At 65.5% G+C, this 22,340-nt stretch carries 23 protein-coding genes; 13 read left to right on the top strand and 10 right to left on the bottom strand.

Annotated features, from left to right (window positions below; genetic code table 11):
- Nucleotides 1-53: 53 nt before the first annotated feature.
- The 5 genes from ABQJ48_RS05790 to fliE all read right to left on the bottom strand — a co-directional run bounded on the left by ABQJ48_RS05790 (nt 54) and on the right by fliE (nt 3,296).
- Nucleotides 54-413: an EscU/YscU/HrcU family type III secretion system export apparatus switch protein gene (locus ABQJ48_RS05790; RefSeq protein ID WP_367836628.1), complete on the bottom strand. Its 360-nt coding sequence runs from the start codon at nt 411-413 to the stop codon at nt 54-56.
- Entirely contained in the window at nt 413-1,843 is a 1,431-nt protein-coding gene (fliK, locus tag ABQJ48_RS05795; RefSeq protein ID WP_367836629.1) for a flagellar hook-length control protein FliK, read from the bottom strand. Before fliK ends, ABQJ48_RS05790 begins: the two co-directional genes overlap by 1 nt.
- 92 nt (nt 1,844-1,935) lie before the next feature.
- Nucleotides 1,936-2,262: a flagellar protein FliT gene (locus ABQJ48_RS05800; protein WP_367836630.1), complete on the bottom strand. Its 327-nt coding sequence runs from the start codon at nt 2,260-2,262 to the stop codon at nt 1,936-1,938.
- Nucleotides 2,259-2,693, bottom strand: a complete 435-nt coding sequence (gene fliS / locus ABQJ48_RS05805; RefSeq protein WP_367836631.1) for a flagellar export chaperone FliS — start codon at nt 2,691-2,693, stop codon at nt 2,259-2,261. The genes ABQJ48_RS05800 and fliS overlap by 4 nt, the downstream gene beginning before the upstream one ends.
- 264 nt (nt 2,694-2,957) lie before the next feature.
- Complete coding sequence (fliE, locus tag ABQJ48_RS05810; RefSeq protein WP_367836633.1) at nt 2,958-3,296, bottom strand: flagellar hook-basal body complex protein FliE; 339 nt, start codon at nt 3,294-3,296, stop codon at nt 2,958-2,960.
- A gap of 250 nt (nt 3,297-3,546) precedes the next feature.
- Between fliE and fliF the strand changes: the two genes are divergently transcribed.
- From fliF to ABQJ48_RS05840, 6 genes are all read left to right on the top strand, one after another.
- Nucleotides 3,547-5,337: a flagellar basal-body MS-ring/collar protein FliF gene (gene fliF / locus ABQJ48_RS05815; protein ID WP_367836634.1), complete on the top strand. Its 1,791-nt coding sequence runs from the start codon at nt 3,547-3,549 to the stop codon at nt 5,335-5,337.
- Nucleotides 5,327-6,322, top strand: a complete 996-nt coding sequence (gene fliG, locus ABQJ48_RS05820; protein ID WP_367836635.1) for a flagellar motor switch protein FliG — start codon at nt 5,327-5,329, stop codon at nt 6,320-6,322. Before fliF ends, fliG begins: the two co-directional genes overlap by 11 nt.
- A complete protein-coding gene (gene fliH, locus ABQJ48_RS05825; RefSeq protein WP_367836636.1) occupies nt 6,309-6,995 on the top strand; it encodes a flagellar assembly protein FliH in 687 nt (228 codons plus the stop codon). Before fliG ends, fliH begins: the two co-directional genes overlap by 14 nt.
- Entirely contained in the window at nt 6,989-8,656 is a 1,668-nt protein-coding gene (fliI, locus tag ABQJ48_RS05830; protein ID WP_367836638.1) for a flagellar protein export ATPase FliI, read from the top strand. Before fliH ends, fliI begins: the two co-directional genes overlap by 7 nt.
- Before the next feature lie 2 nt (nt 8,657-8,658).
- Complete coding sequence (gene fliJ / locus ABQJ48_RS05835; protein WP_367836640.1) at nt 8,659-9,108, top strand: flagellar export protein FliJ; 450 nt, start codon at nt 8,659-8,661, stop codon at nt 9,106-9,108.
- A 62-nt stretch (nt 9,109-9,170) separates the two neighbouring features.
- Nucleotides 9,171-10,715, top strand: coding sequence for a flagellar hook-length control protein FliK (locus ABQJ48_RS05840; protein WP_367836642.1), 1,545 nt, complete (start codon nt 9,171-9,173; stop codon nt 10,713-10,715).
- 234 nt (nt 10,716-10,949) lie between these two features.
- On the opposite strand, the gene ABQJ48_RS05845 is transcribed toward ABQJ48_RS05840, so the two are convergent.
- A complete protein-coding gene (locus tag ABQJ48_RS05845) occupies nt 10,950-11,573 on the bottom strand; it encodes an MlaC/ttg2D family ABC transporter substrate-binding protein (protein WP_367836643.1) in 624 nt (207 codons plus the stop codon).
- Nucleotides 11,574-12,148: 575 nt separating this feature from the next.
- On the opposite strand from ABQJ48_RS05845, the gene fliL reads away from it, so the two are divergent.
- The 7 genes from fliL to fliR all read left to right on the top strand — a co-directional run bounded on the left by fliL (nt 12,149) and on the right by fliR (nt 16,746).
- Nucleotides 12,149-12,649 (top strand): flagellar basal body-associated protein FliL, encoded by a 501-nt coding sequence (gene fliL / locus ABQJ48_RS05850; protein WP_367836645.1) that lies wholly within the window; start codon nt 12,149-12,151, stop codon nt 12,647-12,649.
- A 64-nt stretch (nt 12,650-12,713) separates the two neighbouring features.
- Entirely contained in the window at nt 12,714-13,712 is a 999-nt protein-coding gene (gene fliM / locus ABQJ48_RS05855; protein WP_367836646.1) for a flagellar motor switch protein FliM, read from the top strand.
- Nucleotides 13,705-14,169: a flagellar motor switch protein FliN gene (gene fliN, locus ABQJ48_RS05860; RefSeq protein ID WP_367836647.1), complete on the top strand. Its 465-nt coding sequence runs from the start codon at nt 13,705-13,707 to the stop codon at nt 14,167-14,169. The genes fliM and fliN overlap by 8 nt, the downstream gene beginning before the upstream one ends.
- Complete coding sequence (fliO, locus tag ABQJ48_RS05865) at nt 14,166-14,762, top strand: flagellar biosynthetic protein FliO (RefSeq protein ID WP_367836648.1); 597 nt, start codon at nt 14,166-14,168, stop codon at nt 14,760-14,762. The genes fliN and fliO overlap by 4 nt, the downstream gene beginning before the upstream one ends.
- Nucleotides 14,763-14,776: 14 nt before the next feature.
- Nucleotides 14,777-15,610 (top strand): flagellar type III secretion system pore protein FliP, encoded by an 834-nt coding sequence (gene fliP, locus ABQJ48_RS05870; RefSeq protein WP_367836649.1) that lies wholly within the window; start codon nt 14,777-14,779, stop codon nt 15,608-15,610.
- 65 nt (nt 15,611-15,675) lie between these two features.
- Nucleotides 15,676-15,945 (top strand): flagellar biosynthesis protein FliQ, encoded by a 270-nt coding sequence (fliQ, locus tag ABQJ48_RS05875; RefSeq protein WP_367836650.1) that lies wholly within the window; start codon nt 15,676-15,678, stop codon nt 15,943-15,945.
- An 18-nt stretch (nt 15,946-15,963) separates the two neighbouring features.
- Nucleotides 15,964-16,746: a flagellar biosynthetic protein FliR gene (gene fliR, locus ABQJ48_RS05880; RefSeq protein ID WP_367836651.1), complete on the top strand. Its 783-nt coding sequence runs from the start codon at nt 15,964-15,966 to the stop codon at nt 16,744-16,746.
- 96 nt (nt 16,747-16,842) lie between these two features.
- Here the strand turns inward: fliR and flgL are convergent, their stop codons facing one another.
- From flgL to flgJ, 4 genes are all read right to left on the bottom strand, one after another.
- Entirely contained in the window at nt 16,843-18,072 is a 1,230-nt protein-coding gene (gene flgL, locus ABQJ48_RS05885; protein WP_367836653.1) for a flagellar hook-associated protein FlgL, read from the bottom strand.
- A 10-nt stretch (nt 18,073-18,082) separates the two neighbouring features.
- Nucleotides 18,083-20,086 (bottom strand): flagellar hook-associated protein FlgK, encoded by a 2,004-nt coding sequence (gene flgK / locus ABQJ48_RS05890; RefSeq protein ID WP_367836654.1) that lies wholly within the window; start codon nt 20,084-20,086, stop codon nt 18,083-18,085.
- A 97-nt stretch (nt 20,087-20,183) separates the two neighbouring features.
- Nucleotides 20,184-20,957, bottom strand: a complete 774-nt coding sequence (locus ABQJ48_RS05895; RefSeq protein ID WP_367836655.1) for a flagellar brake protein — start codon at nt 20,955-20,957, stop codon at nt 20,184-20,186.
- A gap of 380 nt (nt 20,958-21,337) precedes the next feature.
- Nucleotides 21,338-22,336, bottom strand: a complete 999-nt coding sequence (flgJ, locus tag ABQJ48_RS05900; RefSeq protein WP_367836656.1) for a flagellar assembly peptidoglycan hydrolase FlgJ — start codon at nt 22,334-22,336, stop codon at nt 21,338-21,340.
- Between the last annotated feature and the right edge of the window lie 4 nt (nt 22,337-22,340).

Genomic DNA, 22,340 nt, shown 5'->3' on the forward strand with positions numbered 1-22,340 from the left:
CCAGAGCTCGCCGCGCTCGAATCGCTGCTGCGTCCAGCGCCGCCAGCCGACGCTCAGCGCGCGGCCGGCCCGTCTGCGACGTCGGTGGCGACCACATCGGTCACGTCCCCGGCGACGGCGTGGGCACCATGCACCGGCTCCTCGTGCGCACCGCTTTCGAGCCGATGCAGCCACGCGAGCAATTCCGCGACCGCCTGATAAAGCTGCGGCGGAATCCGCGCGTCGAGGTCCACCTGCATCAGCAGCGACACCATTTCGGGCGCCTCGTGGACATAGAGGCCCGCTTCCTTGGCCCGTTGCACGATCATCTCGGCCAGCAGCCCGTAGCCTTTGGCGATCACGCGCGGCGCCGGATCACTGCTTTGCGCGTCGTACACGAGTGCGGCCGCGCTGCGGCGATGCTTGCGGCTCATCAGATATCCCAGTCGAAATCGTCGCGCTGCCCGGCTGACGCGCGGCTGCCGCGCGCGCCGACAGCACCGTTAGCCGCCGAGGAGGCAGTCGAGGGCGGCCCCGTCCCAGCCGTAGCCGAGCGCGCGTACGCCGAAGCCGCCGCCCGGGCGCCCGCCTCGGCCGCCACCGTAGCCGGCGCGCCCCCGCCGATCTCGCGGATCGTCAAGCCGTTCAGTTCGATGCCTGCCGCCGCCAGCCGCTGCCGGAAGCTCTCACCCTGCATCGCCAGCCGCGCCGCGCCGCCCGGACTCGCCTGCACACGGGCGACGAGGCGCATGCCGGTCAACGTCAGTTCGGCGTCGACGGTGCCGAGGGTCGGCAACGACAGCGTCAGACGCGTGCGCCAAGGCTGATCGTCTTCGCTCGCCGTGCCGCCGCCGCTGCGATTCCATTCGTCGCCGTCCTGCTCGATGGTCCAGTCGAGCCGCGCGCCCGGCCACGCTTCCCCGCTCCAGCGAAACTGCCCGGTGGCGAGCAGATCCAGTTGCTGCCGCACCAGCGGCACGGTGGCGGGATGCACTGCGGCCGCCATTGATTGCGAATTCTGCGACGCGCCGGCACTTGCCGTTTGCGCGCTCGTGCTGTGCGGGCCCGCATGCGCGGGGTCTGCGTTCAGCTCGGGCAGCGAACTGGCCAGCACTTCGGCAGCCACGAAGCGTGCCGCCTGCGCGGTCAGGATCGTCGGCGCGGTGCGGGGCGCGCCGCTATTGTCGGGCGCGCCGGTTTGCGCGCCGACGTTGGGCGCCGTCCCCGTAGCCTGCCTCAGCACACCGTTGGGAACCGACGCGGCGCCGTCATCGCTCGACCAGCCGAGCGGCGGTTGAGCGGCGGCCACCAGCCTGTTTTGCGACTCGCCCGCAAGCTGGTCCGGCGAGCGCTGACCGGCCAGCCATTGCGCGAGATGCGACTCGTAGAAAAGACCGCTGTCGCCGACCGTCTGCTTCAGCGCGGCCGCGAGCGCTGCCACGGGCACCGGGGTGGCCGCGACGTTGGCAGTCGCAGCCGCGATCGAGCCTGCGGCGGTTGGGTTCGCATTGGGAGCACCGGGAGCATTAGGAGCGCCGGCGGAAGGCGTAGCGGACAGCGGCCAGCCGGCGACCTCGACATCGAGCGCGGGGGCGGCCGGCCAGATTGGCGACTGCCCGAGTACGGCGGGGGTTGCCTCACCGCCCGAGCTCGCGATCGCGTTGAGCGTCAGTGCCACGGCCGACAGCGCGGTTTGTGCGGAAGGCGGCGGCGCAACGGGAGCGACGGGAGGCGCGGTGGTCGGCGCAATATCGACGTTCGCCGCGCCGGTCTGCGACGTGGCCGCGCTGCCCGGTGCGATGTTGAGCAGGCTGTCGACCCGGCTCGCAAGCACCGAAGCGATGGCCGTGTCGATTCCGATCATGCCGATTCCTTGGTCAGATTGGCGGTAGTGCGCTCGAATCTCGTCGACACCCGTCGGAAGCGACGACGCGAACGCCGCACACGCGGTCCAGTTCAGCGGGCGCCGTACAGTTCCTTGAGCACGCGGGTCTGCCGTCCGGCGAACAGCGCCGACAGGTTGGCCATGCGCGGATTCGCCAGATCGCGAATGGCGGCGTCGTCCGCGAGAATCTGTCGGATCAGCGCGTATTTGCGCAGCCGCTCAGCGTCGTCGAGCTTCACGTCGCAGTCGGCATCGCGCAATGCTTCCACCAGATGCCGGTATTCCTCCTGCAAGTGGGCCAGATCGTTCCACAGTGCGCGCCGCGCAGCCATCAGCATGCGGCAGGAAATCGCGGCGACCGCCTCGTAGCGGGCAAAATATTCTGCGTTGGATGTCATCTCATGCTTTCCGCGGCCGGCTGGGTTCCGATCCGCGCCATCTCCGGGGCAATCCCGAGCCAAGCCTCTTCGAGCGTCGCCAACGGGCCGTCGACCTCGACCTGCATGGCCTCGCTTTGCTCGGGATTGGCGTGGAGCAGCCGGCGCAACATATAGCTATAAAGCGCGTTCAACCGCTGCGCGATCTCCCCGCCTGCTTCGACGTCGAGCGACTGCTGCAGTCCGTTTTCGATAATGCGAGTCGCCTTGCCGATTGCCGTGCCGCGCTCGGACACATCGCCTCGTTGCAAATGCATGCGTGCCTGCGCGATGGCCTGCGTTGCGCCCTGATACGACAAGACGCTCAGACGATGCGGACTTGCGCCCATCACGCCTGTCTCGACGCCGACGCGTGCATAGGCATTGGCTCCAGCGTGTCCTGGCGAAAACATCGGCGCTCCTCCTGTCATACGGGCTGCGATTGGGTCGTGGCATGGCCGTGCGCGGCGTCAGCGCGCCGAAGCAGCCTTGTATCAGTGTTATCGGATATGCAACGACAAAGCTTTAGGCCGATGTAAGGAGGTTCGAGGGTGCGCTGCGCGCAGGCGGACGGTGCATCACCCTCTGGCGCGGCGCTGCGGGCATCGTGCGGGTTAATGCCAGGCCGGCTTCGCGGACGGCGCCTTCGCCCCATCCACGGGCCGCCTGCCGCCCGCTCAGACCGCCATCTGCGAAATTTCGTTGTAGGCGGCAACCAGCTTGTTGCGCACCTGCAAGCCGAACTGGAAGCCGATGCCGGCCTTCTGCATGTCCACCATGACGTCGTTCAGCGACACGTTCGACGACCCCAGCTCGAACGCCTGCGACTCGCCGACCGCCGTTTTCTGGTCGGTGCTGATCTTGTCGAGCGACGCCTTGAGCGCCGACGCGAAGCCGCCGGCCGTGGCCGCGCCGGACCCTGCGGATGCCGCCGGGCCGGTGCCGCCGGCCGCCTGCGCCGCCATCGACTGCATCTGTTGCAGCGCCGACGAAAGCGCGTTCACGGGCATGGTCATGTTCTCTCCGTTAAATGAGCGAGCGGTGCGTCACAGCCGCACGGCGGCCGTACCGATCTGAGCGAAAGCATAGCAAGCGCGTTCGGCCGGAAAGCCCCGAAAGTAGAGGCGAAACCCGGCTCTATTCAAGCAATCGGGTTGAGCGGCGCTGCGGATAATTTCAAGGGTGAAAGTTTCTGTCCGTACGCCCGCCGACCCTGGTGCGGCGGCAGGCGGCAGAACGCCAAGGCATCCCGGAGATACCCGACGCATGGATTCGTCAGCCAACTCATTGATCAACCCCGACGCCCGCATGGGGCTGACTGGCGCGCAGCCCGGCGTGGGCGCGGCCGGCGGCGGCCAGCCAGGCGGCGCGGCCGACCTGGGCGGGCTCGGCGGCATGGGCGGCAACTTCACCCAGCGGCTCTCGGGGCTCGCGCAGATGCGCGGCAATCCGCGCGCGCCGCTGATTTTCGCGGTCGCGCTGCTGGTGGCGATCGTGGCGGCCCTGTTCCTGTGGTCGCGCGCGCCGGACTACAAGGTGCTCTACAGCAATCTGTCCGACCGCGACGGCGGCTCGATCATCACGGCGCTTCAGCAGGCCAACATCCCCTACAAGCTGTCCGAGAACGGCGGCGCGATCCTGGTGCCGTCCGAGCAGGTGCACGAGATGCGTCTGCGCCTCGCGTCGCAAGGCTTGCCCAAAAGCGGCTCGGTCGGCTTCGAGCTGATGGACAACCAGAAGTTCGGCATCAGCCAGTTCGACGAGCAGGTCAACTATCAGCGTGCGCTCGAAGGCGAACTGGAGCGCACCATCGAGTCGATTTCGACGGTGAAGTCCGCGCGCGTGCATCTGGCGATTCCCAAGCCCTCGGTGTTCGTGCGCGACAAGGAAGCGCCGTCGGCGGCCGTGCTGGTCAACCTCTATCCGGGCCGCGTGCTCGACGAAGGCCAGGTGGTCGCGATCACGCACATGGTGTCGTCCGCGGTGCCGGAAATGCCGGTGCACGGCGTGACGATCCTCGATCAGGACGGCAATCTGCTGACCCAGCCGACCACCGGCAGCGGTCTCGATGCGTCGCAACTGAAGTTTCGCCAGCAGATCGAACGCAACACGCAGCAGCGCATCGACGCGATCCTCGCGCCGCTGTTCGGTCCCGGCAACGCGCACTCGCAGGTCAGCGCCGACATCGACTTCTCGCACACCGAACAAACTTCGGAAAACTACGGCCCGAACGGCAATCCGCAGCAGGCGGCAATCCGCAGCCAGCAAAGCAGCAGCGCCACCGAAATGTCGCAAGGCGGTGCCTCGGGCGTGCCCGGCGCGCTGTCGAACCAGCCGCCGCAGCCGGCTTCCGCGCCGATCACGGCGGGCAACGGCAGCACGAGCGGCCAGACCACCACGCCGGTCAGCGACCGCAAGGATTCCACCACCAACTACGAGCTCGACAAGACCGTGCGCCACACCGACCAGCCGATGGGCGGCATCCGGCGTCTGTCGGTGGCGGTGGTGGTGAACTACATGAAGGTGGTGGACGCGAAGGGTCACGCGAGCATGGTGCCCGTCACAGCGGACAAACTCACGCAGGTCACCCAGCTGGTGAAGGACGCGATGGGCTTCGATTCGGCGCGCGGCGACTCGGTCAACGTGGTCAACAGCGCGTTCACCACCGAAGCCGATCCGAACGCGAACCTGCCGTGGTGGCGCACCCCTGAAATGCTGGCGCTCGCCAAACAGATCGCGACCTACCTCGGCATCGGCGCCGTCGCCCTGTTCGTCTACTTCGTGATGGTCAAGCCGGCGCTGCGCCGCGCGTTCCCGCCGCCGCAGCCCGCCGCCGCCGCACTCACGTCGCCCGAAGAGCCGCTGCTGCTCGACGGTATTCCGGCTGCGGAGCGCGAAGGCGCCCTGGTCGAGATCGAGACCGACGTCGAGACGCTGGCGCTGGAAAACGCGAAACACAAATATGAGCGGAACCTGGAATTCGCGCGCAATATCGCGCGCCAGGATCCGAAGATCGTTGCAACCGTCGTGAAAAACTGGGTGTCCGATGAGCGCTGAAGGCGTAATGAAAAGCGCGCTCCTGCTGATGTCGATCGGCGAGGAAGAAGCCGCGCAGGTGTTCAAGTTCCTCGGGCCGCGCGAAGTCCAGAAGATCGGCGTCGCGATGGCCGCGCTGAAGAACGTGACCCGCGAGCAGGTCGACGACGTCCTGCAGGAGTTCGTGCGCGAGGCGGAGCAGCACACGGGCATGTCGCTGGACTCCAACGAGTACATCCGTTCGGTACTGACCAAGGCGCTCGGCGACGACAAGGCCGGCGTGATCATCGACCGGATCCTGCAGGGCAGCGACACCAGCGGCATAGAAGGCCTGAAGTGGATGGATTCCGCAGCGGTCGCCGAGCTGATCAAGAACGAGCATCCCCAGATCATCGCGACCATTCTGGTTCACCTGGACCGCGATCAGGCGTCGGAGATCGTCGCCTGCTTCACCGAACGGCTGCGCAACGACGTGCTGCTGCGCATCGCGACGCTCGACGGCATTCAGCCGGCCGCGCTGCGCGAACTCGACGACGTGCTGACGGGCCTGCTGTCGGGCAGCGACAACCTGAAGCGCAGCCCGATGGGCGGCATCCGCACGGCGGCCGAGATTCTCAACTTCATGTCGAGCAACCATGAAGAAGGCGTGATCGAGAACGTGCGCCAGTACGACGCAGAACTCGCGCAGAAGATCATCGACCAGATGTTCGTGTTCGAGAACCTGCTGGATCTGGAAGACCGCGCGATCCAGTTGCTGCTCAAGGAAGTCGAGTCGGAAGCGCTGATCATTTCCCTGAAGGGTGCGCCGCCCGCGCTGCGCCAGAAGTTTCTGTCGAACATGTCGCAGCGCGCGGCAGAACTGCTCGCCGAAGACCTCGACGCACGCGGGCCGGTGCGCGTCTCCGAAGTGGAAACGCAGCAGCGCCGCATCCTGCAAATCGTGCGCAATCTCGCCGAGAGCGGGCAAATCGTTCTAGGCGGCAAGGCCGAAGATGCGTATGTCTGATCAACGCTCCACGGCGAAGGAAAGCCTCTCGGCCTACCAGCGCTGGGAGATGGCCTCGTTCGATCCCGCGCCGCCGGCCCCGCCGCCCGAAGCGGAAGTCGACGAGGGCGCATTCGAAGCCGAGTTGGAACGCCTGCGCGACGCGGCGCATGCCCGGGGTATCGCGTCCGGCCACGTGGCCGGTCAGGCGCTCGGTTATCAGGCCGGTTACGAGCAAGGGCATGCGCAGGGGTTCGAGCAGGGCCAAAGCGAAGCGCGCGAAGAAGCGGCGCGGCTCGCCGCGCTGGCGGCCACGTTCAAGAGTGCGCTCGACGGCGCGCAGGCCGCCATCTCGGACACGCTGGCCGCGCTTGCGCTGGACATCGCGCAACAGGTGGTGCGCCAGCACGTTCAGCATGACCCGACCGCGCTGATCGCCGCCGCGCGCGAGGTGCTCGCCGCCGAGCCCGCGCTGGTCGGCGCGCCGGCGCTGATCGTGAGTCCTGCCGATCTGCCGGTCGTCGAAGCCTATCTGATGGAAGAACTGCAGACGCGCGGCTGGACCGTGCGTACGGATGCGTCGATCGAGCGCGGCGGCTGCCGCGCGCAGGCCGGCAGCGGCGAAGTCGACGCCGGCATCGACACGCGCTGGCAGCGCGTCGCGGCCGCACTCGGCAAGGTCAGCACGTGGTGAAGCCGACCCTCGACGAAATTCGCGCCAGCGATCTGACGCCGCTCGAACGCGAACTGGCGCTGGCATCGTTCGGCGCCGAGGCGCTCGCGGGGGCGGCCGACGCGCTGCCGCCTGAAGCGGGGTCCGCCGTGACATCCGCGGCAGCCGCGGTTGCGGCCATCGAAGCCGCCCTGCGCGATCCGGCGAACGCGCATCCCGCCATGGCGGCGACCGCGCGCCGCGATTACCCTCCCGCCAGCGCCGCCGCGCTCGCCCCGGCCCCCTATGACCCCGCGCTGGACAGCAATCCGCATATGCAGGCCTGGCGCGGCCGGCTCGACGCGCTGCGCGCGCGCAACGCGATCGCGAGGCCGCTGCGCGCGTGCGGACGGCTGACGCGCGCCGCCGGCCTGGTGCTCGAAGCCGTCGGGCTGCGCCTGTCGGTGGGCGCCGAAGTGATGATCGAACTGCCGCTGGGCAGTGCGCTGCCGATGGCCGAAGCGGAAGTCGTCGGCTTCTCTGGCGACAAGCTGTTCCTGATGCCCACCACCGAAGTGATCGGCCTGCTGCCCGGCGCGCGCGTCTATCCGCTCGAAAGCGCGCCGATCGCCGACCCGCTGGCGGGCGCGAAACGTCTGCCGGTCGGCTGGGAACTGCTCGGGCGCGTGCTGGACGCATCCGGCCGCCCGCTCGACGGCCTCGGGCCGCTCGGCGCGCAGGCCGATGCGCCGCTGTCCGCGCCGGTCATCAATCCGCTCAATCGCGAGCCGATTCACAAGGTGCTCGACGTGGGCGTGCGCGCGATCAACGCGCTGTTGACCGTCGGCCGAGGTCAGCGCATGGGCCTGTTCGCCGGTTCCGGCGTCGGTAAGTCGGTGCTGCTCGGCACCATGGCGCGCTATACGAGTGCGGAAGTGATCGTGATCGGCCTGATCGGCGAGCGCGGCCGGGAAGTGAAGGAGTTCATCGAACAGATTCTCGGCGAGGAAGGCCTGGCGCGCTCGGTGGTGATCGCCGCGCCGGCCGACGTGTCGCCGCTGCTGCGGATGCAGGCGGCCGCGTATTCCACGTCGCTCGCCGAATATTTCCGCGACCAGGGCAAGCACGTGCTGCTGCTGATGGATTCGCTGACCCGTTACGCGATGGCCCAGCGCGAAATCGCGCTGGCCGTGGGCGAGCCGCCCGCCACCAAGGGCTATCCGCCGTCGGTGTTCGCCAAGCTGCCGGCGCTGGTCGAGCGGACCGGCAACGGCCCGGCGGGCGGCGGCTCGATCACCGCGTTCTATACCGTGCTGACCGAAGGCGACGATCAGCAGGACCCGATTGCCGACTCCGCGCGGGCGATTCTCGACGGCCACATCGTGCTGTCTCGCTCGCTCGCCGAGGCCGGCCACTATCCGGCGATCGATATCGAAGCGTCGATTAGCCGGGCAATGACCGCGTTGATCGACGAAAACCATTTGAACAGAACGCGTATGTTCAAGCAGATGTTGTCGCGCTATCAGCGCAACCGCGATCTGATCAACGTCGGCGCGTATTCGAGCGGACGCGATGCGGTGCTCGATCGCGCGATCGCGCTATATCCGCGCATGGAAGCATTTTTGCAGCAGGGTTTTCGTGAATGCGCGAACTTTGAACCGAGTGTCGACATGCTGAACGCGCTGTTTGCCCAAGGAGGCTGACGATGGCGAAACACTTTCCGATTCAGACACTTATCGGCCTCGCCAAAGAGGACGTGGACGCCGCGGCGCAACGTCTTGGCCGCGCGCAGCGTGAACGCAACGACGTACAGACGCAGCTCGACTCGCTCGTGCAATACCGCGACGAATACCATGCGCGCTTCACGGCGAGCGCGCAGAGCGGCATGCCGGCCGGCAACATGCGCAATTTCCAGGCGTTCATCGACACGCTCGACGCGGCCATCGAACAGCAGCGCAATCTGCTCGTGACGGCCACCGCGCGCGTCGAGGCGGCCAAGCCCGACTGGCAGCGCCAGAAACAAAAGCTCGGGTCGTACGAAGTGCTGCAGGCGCGCGGCGCAGCGGCCGAAGCGAAAACTGTCGCGCGGCGCGATCAGCGCGACGCGGACGAACACGCGGCGCGCATTCTGCGCACGCGCGCCGAAGGCGTTTGAGCGGCGCGAGCGCGCCACGCTTGACCGACACCACACCGTTTGATGGATTGACAGGATTCCTTATGTCGCTTCTTTCACAGATCGGCCCGCTGCTCGGCTCCGCCGGCAGCACCTCGACCAGCGCGGCGATGGCCGCCGCGGCGAGCGCGAACGCGTTTTCGCAGACTTTGCAGCAGAGCATCGATCAGCAAAACAGTGCGGCTGCGCAGAGCGCGAGTCAGCAGCAGGCTTCGGCGGCTTCGGCTTCTGGCTCGGCCGCTTCATCTGCGGGGGCTTCTGCATCTTCCGCGTCTTCGTCGAGCGTGCACGATGCGCCCCCGGCTCACACTGCGTCGAACAACGCGGATGCCGATGCAAGCAGCAGCGCGAACAGCAGCAGTTCGACGAACACGGCGCAGTCCACTGCGCCAGCGGGGCATCCGCAGCAGGTTTCGACGGGCAAGACGGCCGCGACTTCCGCGAACGGCGGCCAAGCGGCGACTCAGCCCGACGCGGGAACTGCGGCCACGGCGGCGGCAGCCGCAGCCGCAGCCGCGGTTCAGGCTCAGGCTCAGGCTCAGGCTGAAGCACAGAGCGGCGCCAACGGCGCCACGACCACGACCGTCGACCCCGCCACCGCCTTGACCGATGCCGTGACGACATTGGCCGGCACGGCGGCAACGCCGGCGAACGGCAGCGCGCCGTCGAAGAAAATCCCGGGCGCGGACCCGAAGTCGGTGCAAGACGCGCTCCAGGCGGCGCTCGCCGCGCTCGCGAGCGGCCAGGGCGTGGTGCCGGCGCAGACTTTGGCAAGCGCCGCCGCAGCGTCTGCCACGACGTCGGCCAAAGGGATGGCCCTGACCGGCGCGGCGGACGGCAAGCCGGCGGCGAGTAGCCTGCTCGGCGACGGCAAGGGGTCGGGCGCGAGCAAGGGCACAGCGATCGCATCGACTGCCACGCCGGCGACACCGACCGACCCGGCGGCGGCGAAATCGACACTCGACACGCTCGCTGCGACGGCAGCCAGCAGCGGCCAGGCCGACGACGTGGCATCGTTCAAGAATGCAGCCGACGCGGCGAACGCCGCACTGGCCGCTACCCAGGCCGCGGCGAATGCGGCGAGCACGACGGCAGCCGCGCAAACCACCGGCAACGCAAGCGCCGCGTCGGTCGCGAACGCGTTGACGCCGCAAGTTGGCACGACCGACTGGGAGGACGCGCTGAGCCAGAAGGTCGTGTTCCTGTCGAACGCGCATTCGCAGAGTGCCGAACTGACGCTCAATCCGAAGGACCTTGGTCCGTTACAGGTGGTCTTGCAGGTTGCCGATAACCATGCACACGCGTTGTTCGTCTCTCAGCATCAGTCGGTCCGCGAGGCCGTCGAGGCCGCGCTGCCGAAGTTGCGCGAGGCGATGGAATCGAACGGAATTGGTTTGGGCAGTGCCAGCGTGAGCGACGGCTTCGCCCGGCAGAACAGCGGCCAGCAGAACGGGGACTCGGGCAGTTCCGGCGGAAGATCCGGCCGCAGCGGCGGCTCATCTGCCAGCAGCGGTGCAGCCAATTCGGTCGACACGGTCGCCAACGTCGCCGTACAGCGGAAGGTTGGCCTGGTGGATACGTTCGCCTGACGGATCGCGGACCGCAATTCTTCGCCTGACGGTTTGCAGTCTTGCCTTCACCGCGGGAAGAGAGCTTGTAGGCGACCGGTAGACCTTCCACAGCCCTTCGGAACCGCCACGTGCTCCATACTCGCGGGGGCTCGGCGGAAGCCAACTTGGGCCACGTCCGCAAATCGTCCATTGCGCGCGACCCACCTTCTCCACCTTCTGTAAGCGCAAGCCAACACCCTGCCCAGCGGTCACTTACTGCTTGCCCGAAGCGAGCTGCTGGTTGCGCTCAGCGAGAAACTGGATCAGACCGTCAACGCCGCTTTCCTGGATCTTGCCGCTGAACTGCTGCCGATACGTCTGGATTAGCCAGACGCCGAGCACGTTCAGGTCGTACAACCGCCAGCCCTGCGGCGTGCTGTACAGCCGGTAGTCGATCTCTGCTGGCTCGCCGTTCCTTATTGCAACCGTGCGCACCACCACGTCCGTATCGGTCGGTGCGATGTGTATCGGCGGGTAGTCGATCCGTTGGTCCGGACGTAGCTGACCGATTGCGCCCGAATACGTGTGAATCAGGAGCATCTCGAACTGTTCGATCAGTTGCTGCTGCTGCGCGGGCGTTGCGGTCCGCCAGTAACGGCCCATCGCCAGCGACGTGGTGCGGCGAAAATCGGTGTAGGGAATAATGTCCCGGTTTACGATATCCATGATGCGGGGAATATCGTCGGGCGCGATCGCTCGAGTGCGCACCTCGTCAAGTATCTGTTGCGTCGCGGTCTTGATCAGAACCTGAGGCTCGGATTGGTCGACTTGCGCGTACGCCGCTCCGCCGAACGAGAACAACGCAGTGCAAAGAGTCAGTAGCGGAAGTGTCTTCATGTGCGGAATCCTGGGCTGGATATGTTGGCTCGCTGCTACACGAGTATCCTCCATCTACGCCCGAACGCGTCGCGGCAGCGTTCGGCGCTGTCGCAAGTGCGAAACTGGCCGGGCGAGGACCGATGCTCGATCGGCGAGTCGTTGCAGGGTCGCCGGTCCGGGTACGGGCACCGGTCAACCCGCTCAGGCCCTGCAGTCAGTTTTTGTGGACGCAACTATGTTTGCCGATCGAGACTCATCTGCGAACACGCCAAGGTTGAGTCGAGCGACGTTGAGCCGGACCGGACGAGCATCCCGCATTGACCCGACGCAGGTTTGTAAGGATGCGTGCTGTTATAGGACGGCCGGACGATGCATGCGAATCGCCCGCACGGGGCAACGCGAGCAAACCACCACGAAAGCGAGCAAACGCCAACACAGCTTGCAAATAGCCACCAGCATGCCCACCCCATCCAGTCAAAAAACCCCAAAAACCAGAGATAGCCCGCAATAACCCTTCTTTTCGACCCATCGCGGCGCGGGCAAATCAACAACAATCACCATCACCAGTACTAACGGCAAGCAAAGCAAACCTCATGGCAACCACGACCGCACCGCAGCCAGCCGCGCCCGCCTCCCCGGGCCCGTTCAAGCGCATCATTGTGATCGCCCTCATCGCGATCGTCGCGGCAGGCGCAGCCGGGGCAGGCGTGTGGTTCTTCATGTCCAAACGCGCACCCGCCGCCGCTTCCGTGGAAGTCGCGCCGCCGCCGCCCGCCGTGCCGCTCTTCTTCCCGCTCGAATCGATGACCGTCAACCTGCAATCGGACGACGGCCAGCAGCACTTCCTGCGCATCGGCCTCACGCTCAAGCTCGGCGACGCCCGCACCCAGCAGGAGCTGACCGAGCACATGCCGGAGGTCCGCAGCCACATCCTGCTCGCGCTGTCGAACAAGCATCCGGATCAGCTCGCGCCGCTCGAGGGCAAGCGCGCGCTCGCCGACGAACTGAAGACGCTGATCGAGCAGCCGACCGACAAGGGCGCCGCACCGATCAACGTGCGCGACGTCTTGTTCACCGAATTCGTCGTCCAGTGACGTTCAGTGACGTTATCTAGCGCTGCCATCATCCACCGCCGCGGGGCGCACGAGGAATAAAGGAATGGGCCACGAAGAGTTCATGTCCCAGGAGGAGGTCGATGCCCTGCTCAAGGGCGTCACCGGCGAATCCGACACCGAGGCCGAGCAAAGCGACCGCACGGGCGTACGCCCGTACAACATCGCGACGCAGGAACGCATCGTCCGCGGCCGGATGCCTGGCCTCGAAATCATCAACGACCGCTTCGCGCGGCTGTTGCGCGTCGGCATTTTCAACTTCATGCGGCGTTCGGCGGAAATCTCCGTCGGTCCGGTGAAAGTGCAGAAGTACAGCGAGTTCACCCGCAACCTGCCGATCCCGACCAACCTGAATCTGGTCCACGTGAAGCCGTTGCGCGGCACGTCGCTGTTCGTGTTCGATCCGAACCTCGTGTTCTTCGTGGTCGACAACCTGTTCGGCGGCGACGGGCGCTTCCATACCCGCGTCGAAGGGCGCGACTTCACGCAGACCGAGCAGCGCATCATCATGAAGCTGCTCAACATGACGTTCGACCACTACACGGCGTCGTGGAAAAGCGTGCGCCCACTGCAGTTCGAATTCGTGCGCTCTGAAATGCACACGCAGTTTGCCAACGTCGCGACACCCAACGAGATCGTCATCGTCACGCAGTTCTCGATCGAGTTCGGCACGACCGGCGGCACGCTGCACATTTGCATGCCGTATTCGATGATCGAGCCGATCCGCGACGTGCTGTCCTCGCCGATCCAGGGCGAGGCGCTCGAAGTCGACCGCCGCTGGGTCCGCGTGCTCTCGCAGCAGGTCCAGGCCGCCGAAGTGGAAGTGACCGCCGACCTCGTGCAGGTGCCGGTGACGTTCGAACAGATCCTGAACATGCGCAAAGGCGATGTTCTGCCGATCAACATCCCCGAGCACATCACGGCGAAAGTCGACGGCGTGCCGGTGATGGAATGCGGCTACGGGATTTTCAATGGTCAGTACGCGTTGCGGGTCCAGAAGATGATCAGCGCAGCCGACACAATGAAGGATGGTGGATATGAGTGACCTGAACGCAATGCCCGAGGGTGTACCGGCGATGGGCGAGTCGCAACTGGCCGCCGGCGCCGTGACGTCCGAGGACGATGACGCGATGGCCGACTGGGCCAGCGCGCTGGCCGAGCAGAACGACAACGCAGAAGTCAGCGCGACGGCGGCCGGTGTGTTCCAACCGCTGTCCAAAGTCGAGCCGACCTCGACGCGCAACGACATCGACATGATCCTGGACATTCCCGTCCAGATGACGGTCGAACTGGGCCGCACCAAGATCGCGATCCGCAACCTGCTGCAACTCGCGCAGGGTTCGGTGGTGGAGCTCGACGGCATGGCCGGCGAGCCGATGGATGTGCTGGTGAACGGCTGCCTGATCGCGCAGGGTGAAGTGGTGGTGGTGAACGACAAGTTCGGCATCCGTCTGACGGACATCATTACGCCGTCCGAACGCATCCGGAAGTTGAATCGATGAACCGTATCGCCGGTCGCGCCTTGCTGCCCGCTTCGCGCGATGCGCTGCTGCGCGCCGCCCGGTTCGCCGCCTCGACGGCGGCGCTGGGCGCGCCGTTCTCCGCGCCCTTTTCCGCGCACGCCGCCGACATGAACGCGGTCAATCACGCCGCGAGCATCGCATCCGCAGTCGGCGCGGGCACGGCTGTTCCCGCGCTGGGCGTCGGCGCGGTATTGCAGACGATCGTCGGCTTGCTGGTCGTGATCGGCCTCGTGTTCGGCTGCGCCTGGCTCGCGCGCCGCTTCGGGCTGCAGCCGGGCCATCGCGGCGGGCTCGTGAAGACCGTCGGCGGCGCGTCGCTCGGCGGCAAGGAACGCGTCGCGGTGGTCGAGGTCGGCGACACGTGGCTAGTTCTCGGCGCGGCGCCAGGCAATGTGCGTTTGCTCCATACGATGCCGGCCGGCTCCGCTGCGCCCGATGCACTCGCCGGCACGCCTGCGCAGAACCCGGGCGCTCGCGCGCCCCTACCGGGCACCTTCGGTCAACGCTTTCGCGACGCGTTGAAAGGCGAGGTAGGCAAACGTTTCAACGCGCAAGGCGGCGGGGATCGGTAATGCAGTTCAGTTCCATGCAAGTCAGCCTGCGGCCGGCGCGTAGCGCCGTGGCTGCTTCGCAAGCGCCTGCGCCCTGCTCGTCGCAAGCCGTGCTCGCCCTGCTGCGCCGCTATGTGCCGCTCCTGCTGCCGGTGCTGATGCTCGCGCTGCCCACGCTCTGTTTCGCACAGAGCGCGGGTTTGCCCGCGTTCAACACGAGCCCGGGCCCGAACGGCGGCACGACCTACTCGCTGAGCGTGCAGACGATGCTGCTGCTCACGATGCTGTCGTTCCTCCCCGCGATGGTGCTGATGATGACGAGCTTCACGCGCATCATCATCGTGTTGTCGCTGCTGCGCCAGGCGCTCGGCACGAGCACCACGCCGCCCAATCAGGTGCTGGTCGGGCTTGCGATGTTTCTCACGCTTTTCGTGATGTCGCCGGTGCTCGACAAAGCCTATAACGAGGGATACAAGCCGTTCTCCGACGGCACGATCACGATGGACCAGGCCGTCTCGCGCGGTGTGGCGCCGTTCAAGACCTTCATGCTGCGCCAGACCCGCGAAAGCGATCTCGCGCTGTTCGCGCGCATCTCGCACGCGGCGCCGATGCAAGGCCCGGAGGACGTGCCGCTGTCGCTGCTGGTGCCGTCGTTTGTAACGAGCGAGTTGAAGACCGGTTTCACGATCGGCTTCACGATCTTCATCCCGTTCCTGATCATCGACATGGTGGTGGCGAGCGTGCTGATGTCGATGGGCATGATGATGGTCTCACCCGCGACAATTTCGCTGCCGTTCAAGCTGATGCTGTTCGTGCTGGTGGACGGCTGGCAACTGCTGCTCGGCTCGCTGGCGCAAAGCTTCGTTTGACTCGATCGCCCGGCTCAGTCACTTAACCGCACCGCTCAACCGCTCACGCTTCAGGTCGACTCGCCATGAATCAAGAATCCGTCATGACACTCGCGCACCAGGCCATGTATGTCGGCCTGCTGCTTGCGTCGCCCTTGCTACTGGTGGCGCTGGTGGTCGGTCTGATCGTGAGCCTGTTCCAGGCCGCGACGCAGATCAACGAAACCACGCTGTCCTTCATTCCGAAACTGCTCGCAATCGTCGTCACCATGGTGATCGCCGGTCCGTGGATGCTGACGACGATGCTCGACTATCTGCGCCATACGCTCACCAACATCCCGTCGCTCGTCAACTGAGCGCTCTCTTTCTCCGTCATGTTTTCCGTCACGTACGCACAACTGAATGCCTGGCTCACGGCGTTCCTGTGGCCGTTCGTGCGGATTCTCGCGTTGGTGGCGAGCGCACCGGTGTTCGGCAACCGCTCATTGCCAACGCGCGTGAAAATCGGCCTCGCGGCCTTCACCACGATCATCGTCGCGCCCACGCTCGGGCCGCTGCCGCAGGTCACCGTGTTTTCGGCCGAAGGCGTGTGGATCATCGTCAATCAATTCCTGATCGGCATCGCGCTCGGCGTGACGATGCAGATCGTCTTTCAGGCGATCAGCGCGACCGGCGACTTTGTGGGCCTGGGCATGGGCCTCGGCTTCGCGACCTTCTTCGACATGCAGGCGAGCAGTTCGAGCCAGGTGCTGTCGAGCTACACGAACACCATTGCGATGCTCGTGTTTCTCGTCATCGACGGGCATTTGCAGATGATCAGCGCACTGCTGGCCACCTTCCAGTCGGTCCCGGTGTCCGCGAACATCCTGCGCGCGCCCGGCTGGCGCACGCTGGTGAATTTCGGTAGCACGGTGTTTTCGGCAGGGCTGTTGCTGTCGTTGCCGGTGGTCGTCGCGCTGCTGATCACCAACATCTCGCTCGGGATCCTGAATCGCGCCGCGCCGCAAATCGGCGTATTTCAGATTGGCTTTCCGCTCACGATGCTGATCGGCCTGCTGCTGCTGCAACTGATGATCCCCAACATGATCCCTTTCTTCGCGCGCCTGTTCGACATCGGCATCGATCAAATGGGACGCGTGGCAGCTGGGTTGAAGTAGCGCGGTCCGCGCCATACGTTGGCCGCACAAAACGAACAAGGGCGGACCCGGCTCGCGCCGGTTTCCGCCCTTTCGTATTTCAGACGACGCGCCCGCTCAGTTCAGGTACTGGAACAGCGACACGTTCTGGATTTTCACAAAGGCCTGCTGCGCCGCTTGCAGTGCGGTCTGGGTCAGCGTGTACTGGCTGATTGTCTTGACCATGTCGGTTTGCGTCAGCGCGGTCAGGTTGGTCGACGTCTGCAAGCTGTTGGCTTGCGTAACCGTCTGCAACGCCTGGACTTCCTGTTCGCGTCCACCCACGTTCGCTCGCGCGGTGACCACGTTGTTGATCGTGTTCTCGAGCTGGGTCGCACTGGTAGTGAGCGCGCTCTGGAAACTGGCCGTCGAGGCCGTGCCCGAGACCGGCGTTTGCAGCGTGGCAATGAGCTGGTTCAGATTGGCGAACACGTCCATGCTGCCTTGCGTGGCCGGCGTTACCGTGAAGCTGTCGTTCGTGTTCGGCGCGCCCGTGATGCTCACCTGCTGGCCGCCGAGCGTGATGGCCGAGCCGGCGGTGAACGTCTGCGGCGCGCCGGGTACGCCGGGCACGCCCGGCGCGCTCGGACTGGTCTGGCTCACCGTGTAGGTGGTCGGCGACGTGAACGTGATGGTGTACGTATCCGCATTGGCCGGATTGATTGGATTGGTCAAGCTGACGCTGCCTATCACGCCGCTGCCCGTATTCGTCGCCGCCGCGGCCGGCACCGCGCTCGTGCCGATCGGCGCGACGCTGCCAAAGATCGAGAGGCCGTTGTCGGCGGTCTGGATGGTGCTCGAGTCGGTGACCTGCACGGTGCGCGTGCCGGTGTCGCCCGAATAGGTCACCACGCCGGCGGAATTGATGCTGTACGGCTGCGCAGTGCTCTGAAAGCCGGCGAACAGGTAGTTGCCCTGCGGGTCGGTCGAGTTGGCCAGCGTCATCAACTGGCTGCTCAAGCCTTGCAACTGCGTGGCGATCGCGCCACGGTTGGTATTGTTCAGCGTACCGTCGCCGGCTTTCAGTATGAGCGTCTGAATGCTCTGCAATACAGTATTGACGCTGCCGAGCGTGGAGTCTTCCTGTTGCAGCGACGCAAGTGCAGTCGTCTGGTTGCTCGTGTACTGCGACAACGTTGTCGCCGTCGAGCTCAACTGAACCGCTTGCGCCGCGCCGAGCGGATTGTCCGCCGGCGTGGACAGGCTGGAGCCGCTCGAAATCTGTGCGTAGAGCTGCGACAACTGAGCTTGCTGATCGCTCATCGTCGCCACGTTCATGGCGAAGTACTGCGAACTGGAGATGCGCATCTTCAACGCCTCACTGGAAAACGCCGAGCAACGTCTGGAACAGGGTCTGCGCGGTCTGAATGACCTTGCTGTTGGCCTGATAGAGCTGCTGATACTGAAGCAGGTTGGCTGCTTCCTCGTTGAGGTTCACGCCGGACACCGACTGCTGCGCGGCGGTGATCTGCGTCGTCACCGCGGTCTGGGCTGTGCTCGAAGTCTGGATCTGGTTGGTCTGGTTGCCGACCTGGTTGACGTAGCTCGCATACGCGCCCACCAGCGTAACCGTGCCGCCCGACATCGACTTCGCGGCGGACAGCCTGGACAACGCGAGCGCGTTGCTGCCGTCGTTCGTCGCGCCGGTGTTCGGGCCGATGGTGAAGGTGTCGCCGGCGGCAGGTGCGCCGCTGATCGTCACCGTCACGCCGTTCATGCTGCCGGGGGTAGCGTTGGTGATCGTCAGCGTCGCGCCTGTGGCCGCCGAGTAAGGCACGCTCGGCGCAAGGGCGGTGATGTTGTAGGCGGTTTGGGTCGGCGGTGTGCCAGCTGTCACCGTCACCGTTGAGCCGATTGGAAATCCGGACAGGGACCCGACCCCCGCCGCGACCGCATACGACAGCGTAGTGGTCGCGTTCGGCATCGTGTAGCCCGCCGTCACCGTACCCGGCGAAATGGTGCCCGTACCGGTGTTGGACGCGGCGGCCGCGCCCAGCACCGGAGAAGCGGCGGCAATCGCCGAAGGAGCCGTGGTCGCAGCGGCGAAGCTGTTCAGCGCGCCACGCGTCGGTTCGATCGTGAACGAGTCGCCCGGGTTCATCGCCGTGCCGACGGGGAGCGAGAAGTTCAGGCCGTTGATCGGCTGGGACAGATTGGGCGCCGACCCCACCACGGCGCCGCTCGAATTGTCGGTCAGCGTGTAGGCGCTGCCATTGAAGGTAAGCGTGTAATCGCCGCTGGTCGGTTGCGCGGGATTTGCGAACGACACTGTCAGCGTCGACGCATTACCCGTGTTCTGCGTATTCGCATAGACCGTCGGGCCGCCTACCGAGAACAGCGCGCCGCCCTGGGCGCCGGTGAGCGTGATGCCGAGCGCGTTCTGCGCATTAACCTGCGAGGCGAAGCTCACCGCAATCGCGCCGAGTTGTGCTTCCGACGGATCGAGCGTCTGGCTGCGGAACGCGGTGAGGCCGCCAAGCGTGCCGCCCGTGATGTTGCTGTCGGGTATGTTTTGCGGAACGATGGGCTGGCTCGCGCCGGCCTGGCCGAGATACTGCACCGACAGTTCGCTGGTGTCGCCCGTCGCAGGTGCGGTGCCGAGGTTGAAGCTATTGCCGGCGGACACGAGCGGCTGGCCGTCGGCCATGAACACGCTATAGCCGCCGTTGCTGTTGACAACGCTCACGCCGACCAATTGCGAAAGATTCGACACGGCGAGGTCGCGCTGATCCATCAGCTGGTTCGGCGGCTGACCCTGAGCACTGGCCGCTTCGATCTGTCCGTTCAGCTGGGCAATCTGCTGCGTGTAGCCGTTGATCTGCGATACGGTGTTGGTCAGCTGCGTGTTGACGCTTTGGCGCAGCGCGTCGTATTGCTGACCGGCGGCATTGATCTGGTTCACGAGGGTCTGCGCGCCGCTCATCGCGGTCTGGCGCGTGGCGAGGCTCGAGGCGTTGTTCGAGACGTTCTGCAAACCGGTGAAATAGCTGGTGATCGCGCTCGCAATCCCGCCGGTCGGACTGCCGATCAGATTGTTCAGCTGCGAGATCATCGTGCTGTACGTCGACAGTGAACTGTTCGTCGACTGTGCGTTGTTCAGCTCAGTGGTCAGATACTGGCTGTACTGGCGCGTCACGGTGACAGTCGAGACACCCTGCGGCAAAAAACCTGTACCCGTGTACTGCCCACCCGTTTCTGCGTAGACCGGGGTTTCGATCGTATAGCCCGGCGTCGACGCATTGCTGATGTTCTGGCCGGTCGTCGTGAGTCCCCACTGGGCTGCGGTCAGTCCACTGAGGCCGATATTGATGAGATTGGACATGCGCAATCCTGAAGGGCGGCACTGACCACATGCCGCCGCGTTACTTGAACATCCTGTTTAACGGCCGCCACGAAGAAAAATTGAGGATCATCCCGCATCAACGCACTAGCGAACGGCGCTTCATCTCCAGCTGCGTGATCAGCCGTTGAAGCGTGTTTTCAGCGCTGCCCGGCAGCGTCAAGAAACGAAAACCGAGCTGATAGCGCTGCGTGCCGTTGGGCAGCGAGGTCGAGCGGTGCGACACCAGTTGCAGATCGAGCGTGAGCCGGCCGAGGCTGCCGAACGACAGCTCGCAATCCATCAGACGCGTGCCCATCGGCAATTCGGCTACGCGTTCGTCGGCGGTGCGCATGCCAACGCCGCCGAGCGACAGGTCGTGCATTTCGAAGCGGAACGTGTCGCCTTCCGGCAATCGGCCGCTGCACACGTACGGATCGAGAAGCGGCGCGTTGACGCGGAAATACTCGCGGCGCTGTACGTAAAACAGCACCTCGGGGAAATCGGCCTCGAACGCGGGCAGTCCTTCGAAACGGGTCTCGCGCGGCGTTCTCGTGGCGAACTCGACGCGCACGCCGTCCGGCGAGGCGTGGAACTGACAGCGCGGCGCGGCCAGCAAGACTTTGTTCTGCTCGGCCAGCGCGCCCCAGTCGAAAGTGAAGGTGCGCTCGCGCACGTCGACGTCGAGCAAACGCGTCACCAGTTGGCCGCCCGCGTATTCGGCGGTGAGGAAATCACCGCGATTGACGAGATTGCGCAGCTGGACGCCGATCTCCAGCGGATTGCGACGGCCGAAATCGGGCGCGCTTTCGTCTTGCGAGGCGTGCGGCTGACCGTGCGTGTCGGTGTGGCCGTTCGACTGGTTCATATCCATGGGCTTGCCGGTATGCTTTGTTCTTGCGGGCGCGTGCCTGGGTTCCGGGGGCCTTCGCGAGGCCTTCGCCGAAGCCACGGCACGTGCATTGAACCGGACGTTATGTCGCGTTCCGGTATCGGGTCTAACTCTTTAGCGGCATCATCCAGCCAAAATTTAGGGCTCTGAACGAAATATTTGCCGCAAACGTTAAATCGCAGTCCGCCTTTCACGGCTGAACCGGACACCCGCGGCGGCCGGTCTCCCGCCTTGTCGTGCTGTTGGCCCGCTCGCGTGCAGGGTTCTTAGTGAGGTCGATCAACTTGCGCGGGGCCTCGCTCCGCTACGCCGTTCAGTACTGCCGGACCAGTCTTTCACCGCACTGCCGGATCAACTGCCGGTCAGCCCATCTTCTGCATGATCGACATCAGTTTCCTTGCGTAATGCGGATCGGTCGCATAACCCGCGCGCTGCATGCCGTTGGCAAAGCCGTTCACGTCGTGCGAGGAATTGATCACCTGCGCGTAGCGCGGGTTGCCCTTGAGCATGCTCGCGTAGTCGGTCATCGCTTCCTGATACGAATCGTATGCCCGGAATTTCTCGACCATGCGATGCGGCTTGCCGTTCACATACTCGGTCGTGACAGTCGACACGGTCTTGCCCGTCCAGTCCTTGGTCGCCTTGATGCCGAACACGTTGTGGCTGGTAGAGCCGTCCGCTTTCCTGATCTCGCTCTTGCCCCAGCCCGATTCGAGCGCGGCCTGACCGATGATGAAGCGCGCCGGAATGCCGGTCGCGGCGCTCGCCGCCTGCGCGGGCGCGGCCAGCTTGTCGACGAAGGCGTCGACCTTGGGCGAGCTGCCGTCGCCGCGCAACGGCGGCGTCAACGCGCTGTTCGCCGAGTAGCCCTTGCCCATCGCCAACCGGCCGTTGGCCTGTGCGTTGCCATAGGCTTTCGCGAGCGCGTTGAGCGCGGCCGTCTGGCCCTCGTCACCACCGCTGCCGCCGCCCAGCGCGTTCGCCATGCCGCCGAGGCCGCCCGCGCCGCCGGTGCCGCCCGTGCCATTGCCAACCTGCATGCCCTGATTGCGCATCAACTGCGTGAGCATCGCGTCCGCCACGCCGATGCCCTTCTTCGACAACTGCTGCGACATCTGCTGATCCATCATCGACGTGAAGGTGGCGCTGTCGTGCGAATCGAACGGACCGTCCTGCGGCGTCGCGTCGCGCATGCTCTTTAGCATCATCTGCGTGAAGACGGCGTCGAACTGCTGCGCCGCCATCTTCATGCCGGCTTGCGGCGACGCCTTGGCTTGCGCGCTCAGACTGGCGAAGCCCTGCACATCGAGCGCGAACCGCTGGGTCAGGTCGTTCGCGGTATTGGTCGTATCCGAATTCATCCGG

Origin of the sequence: Paraburkholderia suaedae (assembly GCF_040812055.1) — a bacterium.
Taxonomy (GTDB): domain Bacteria; phylum Pseudomonadota; class Gammaproteobacteria; order Burkholderiales; family Burkholderiaceae; genus Paraburkholderia.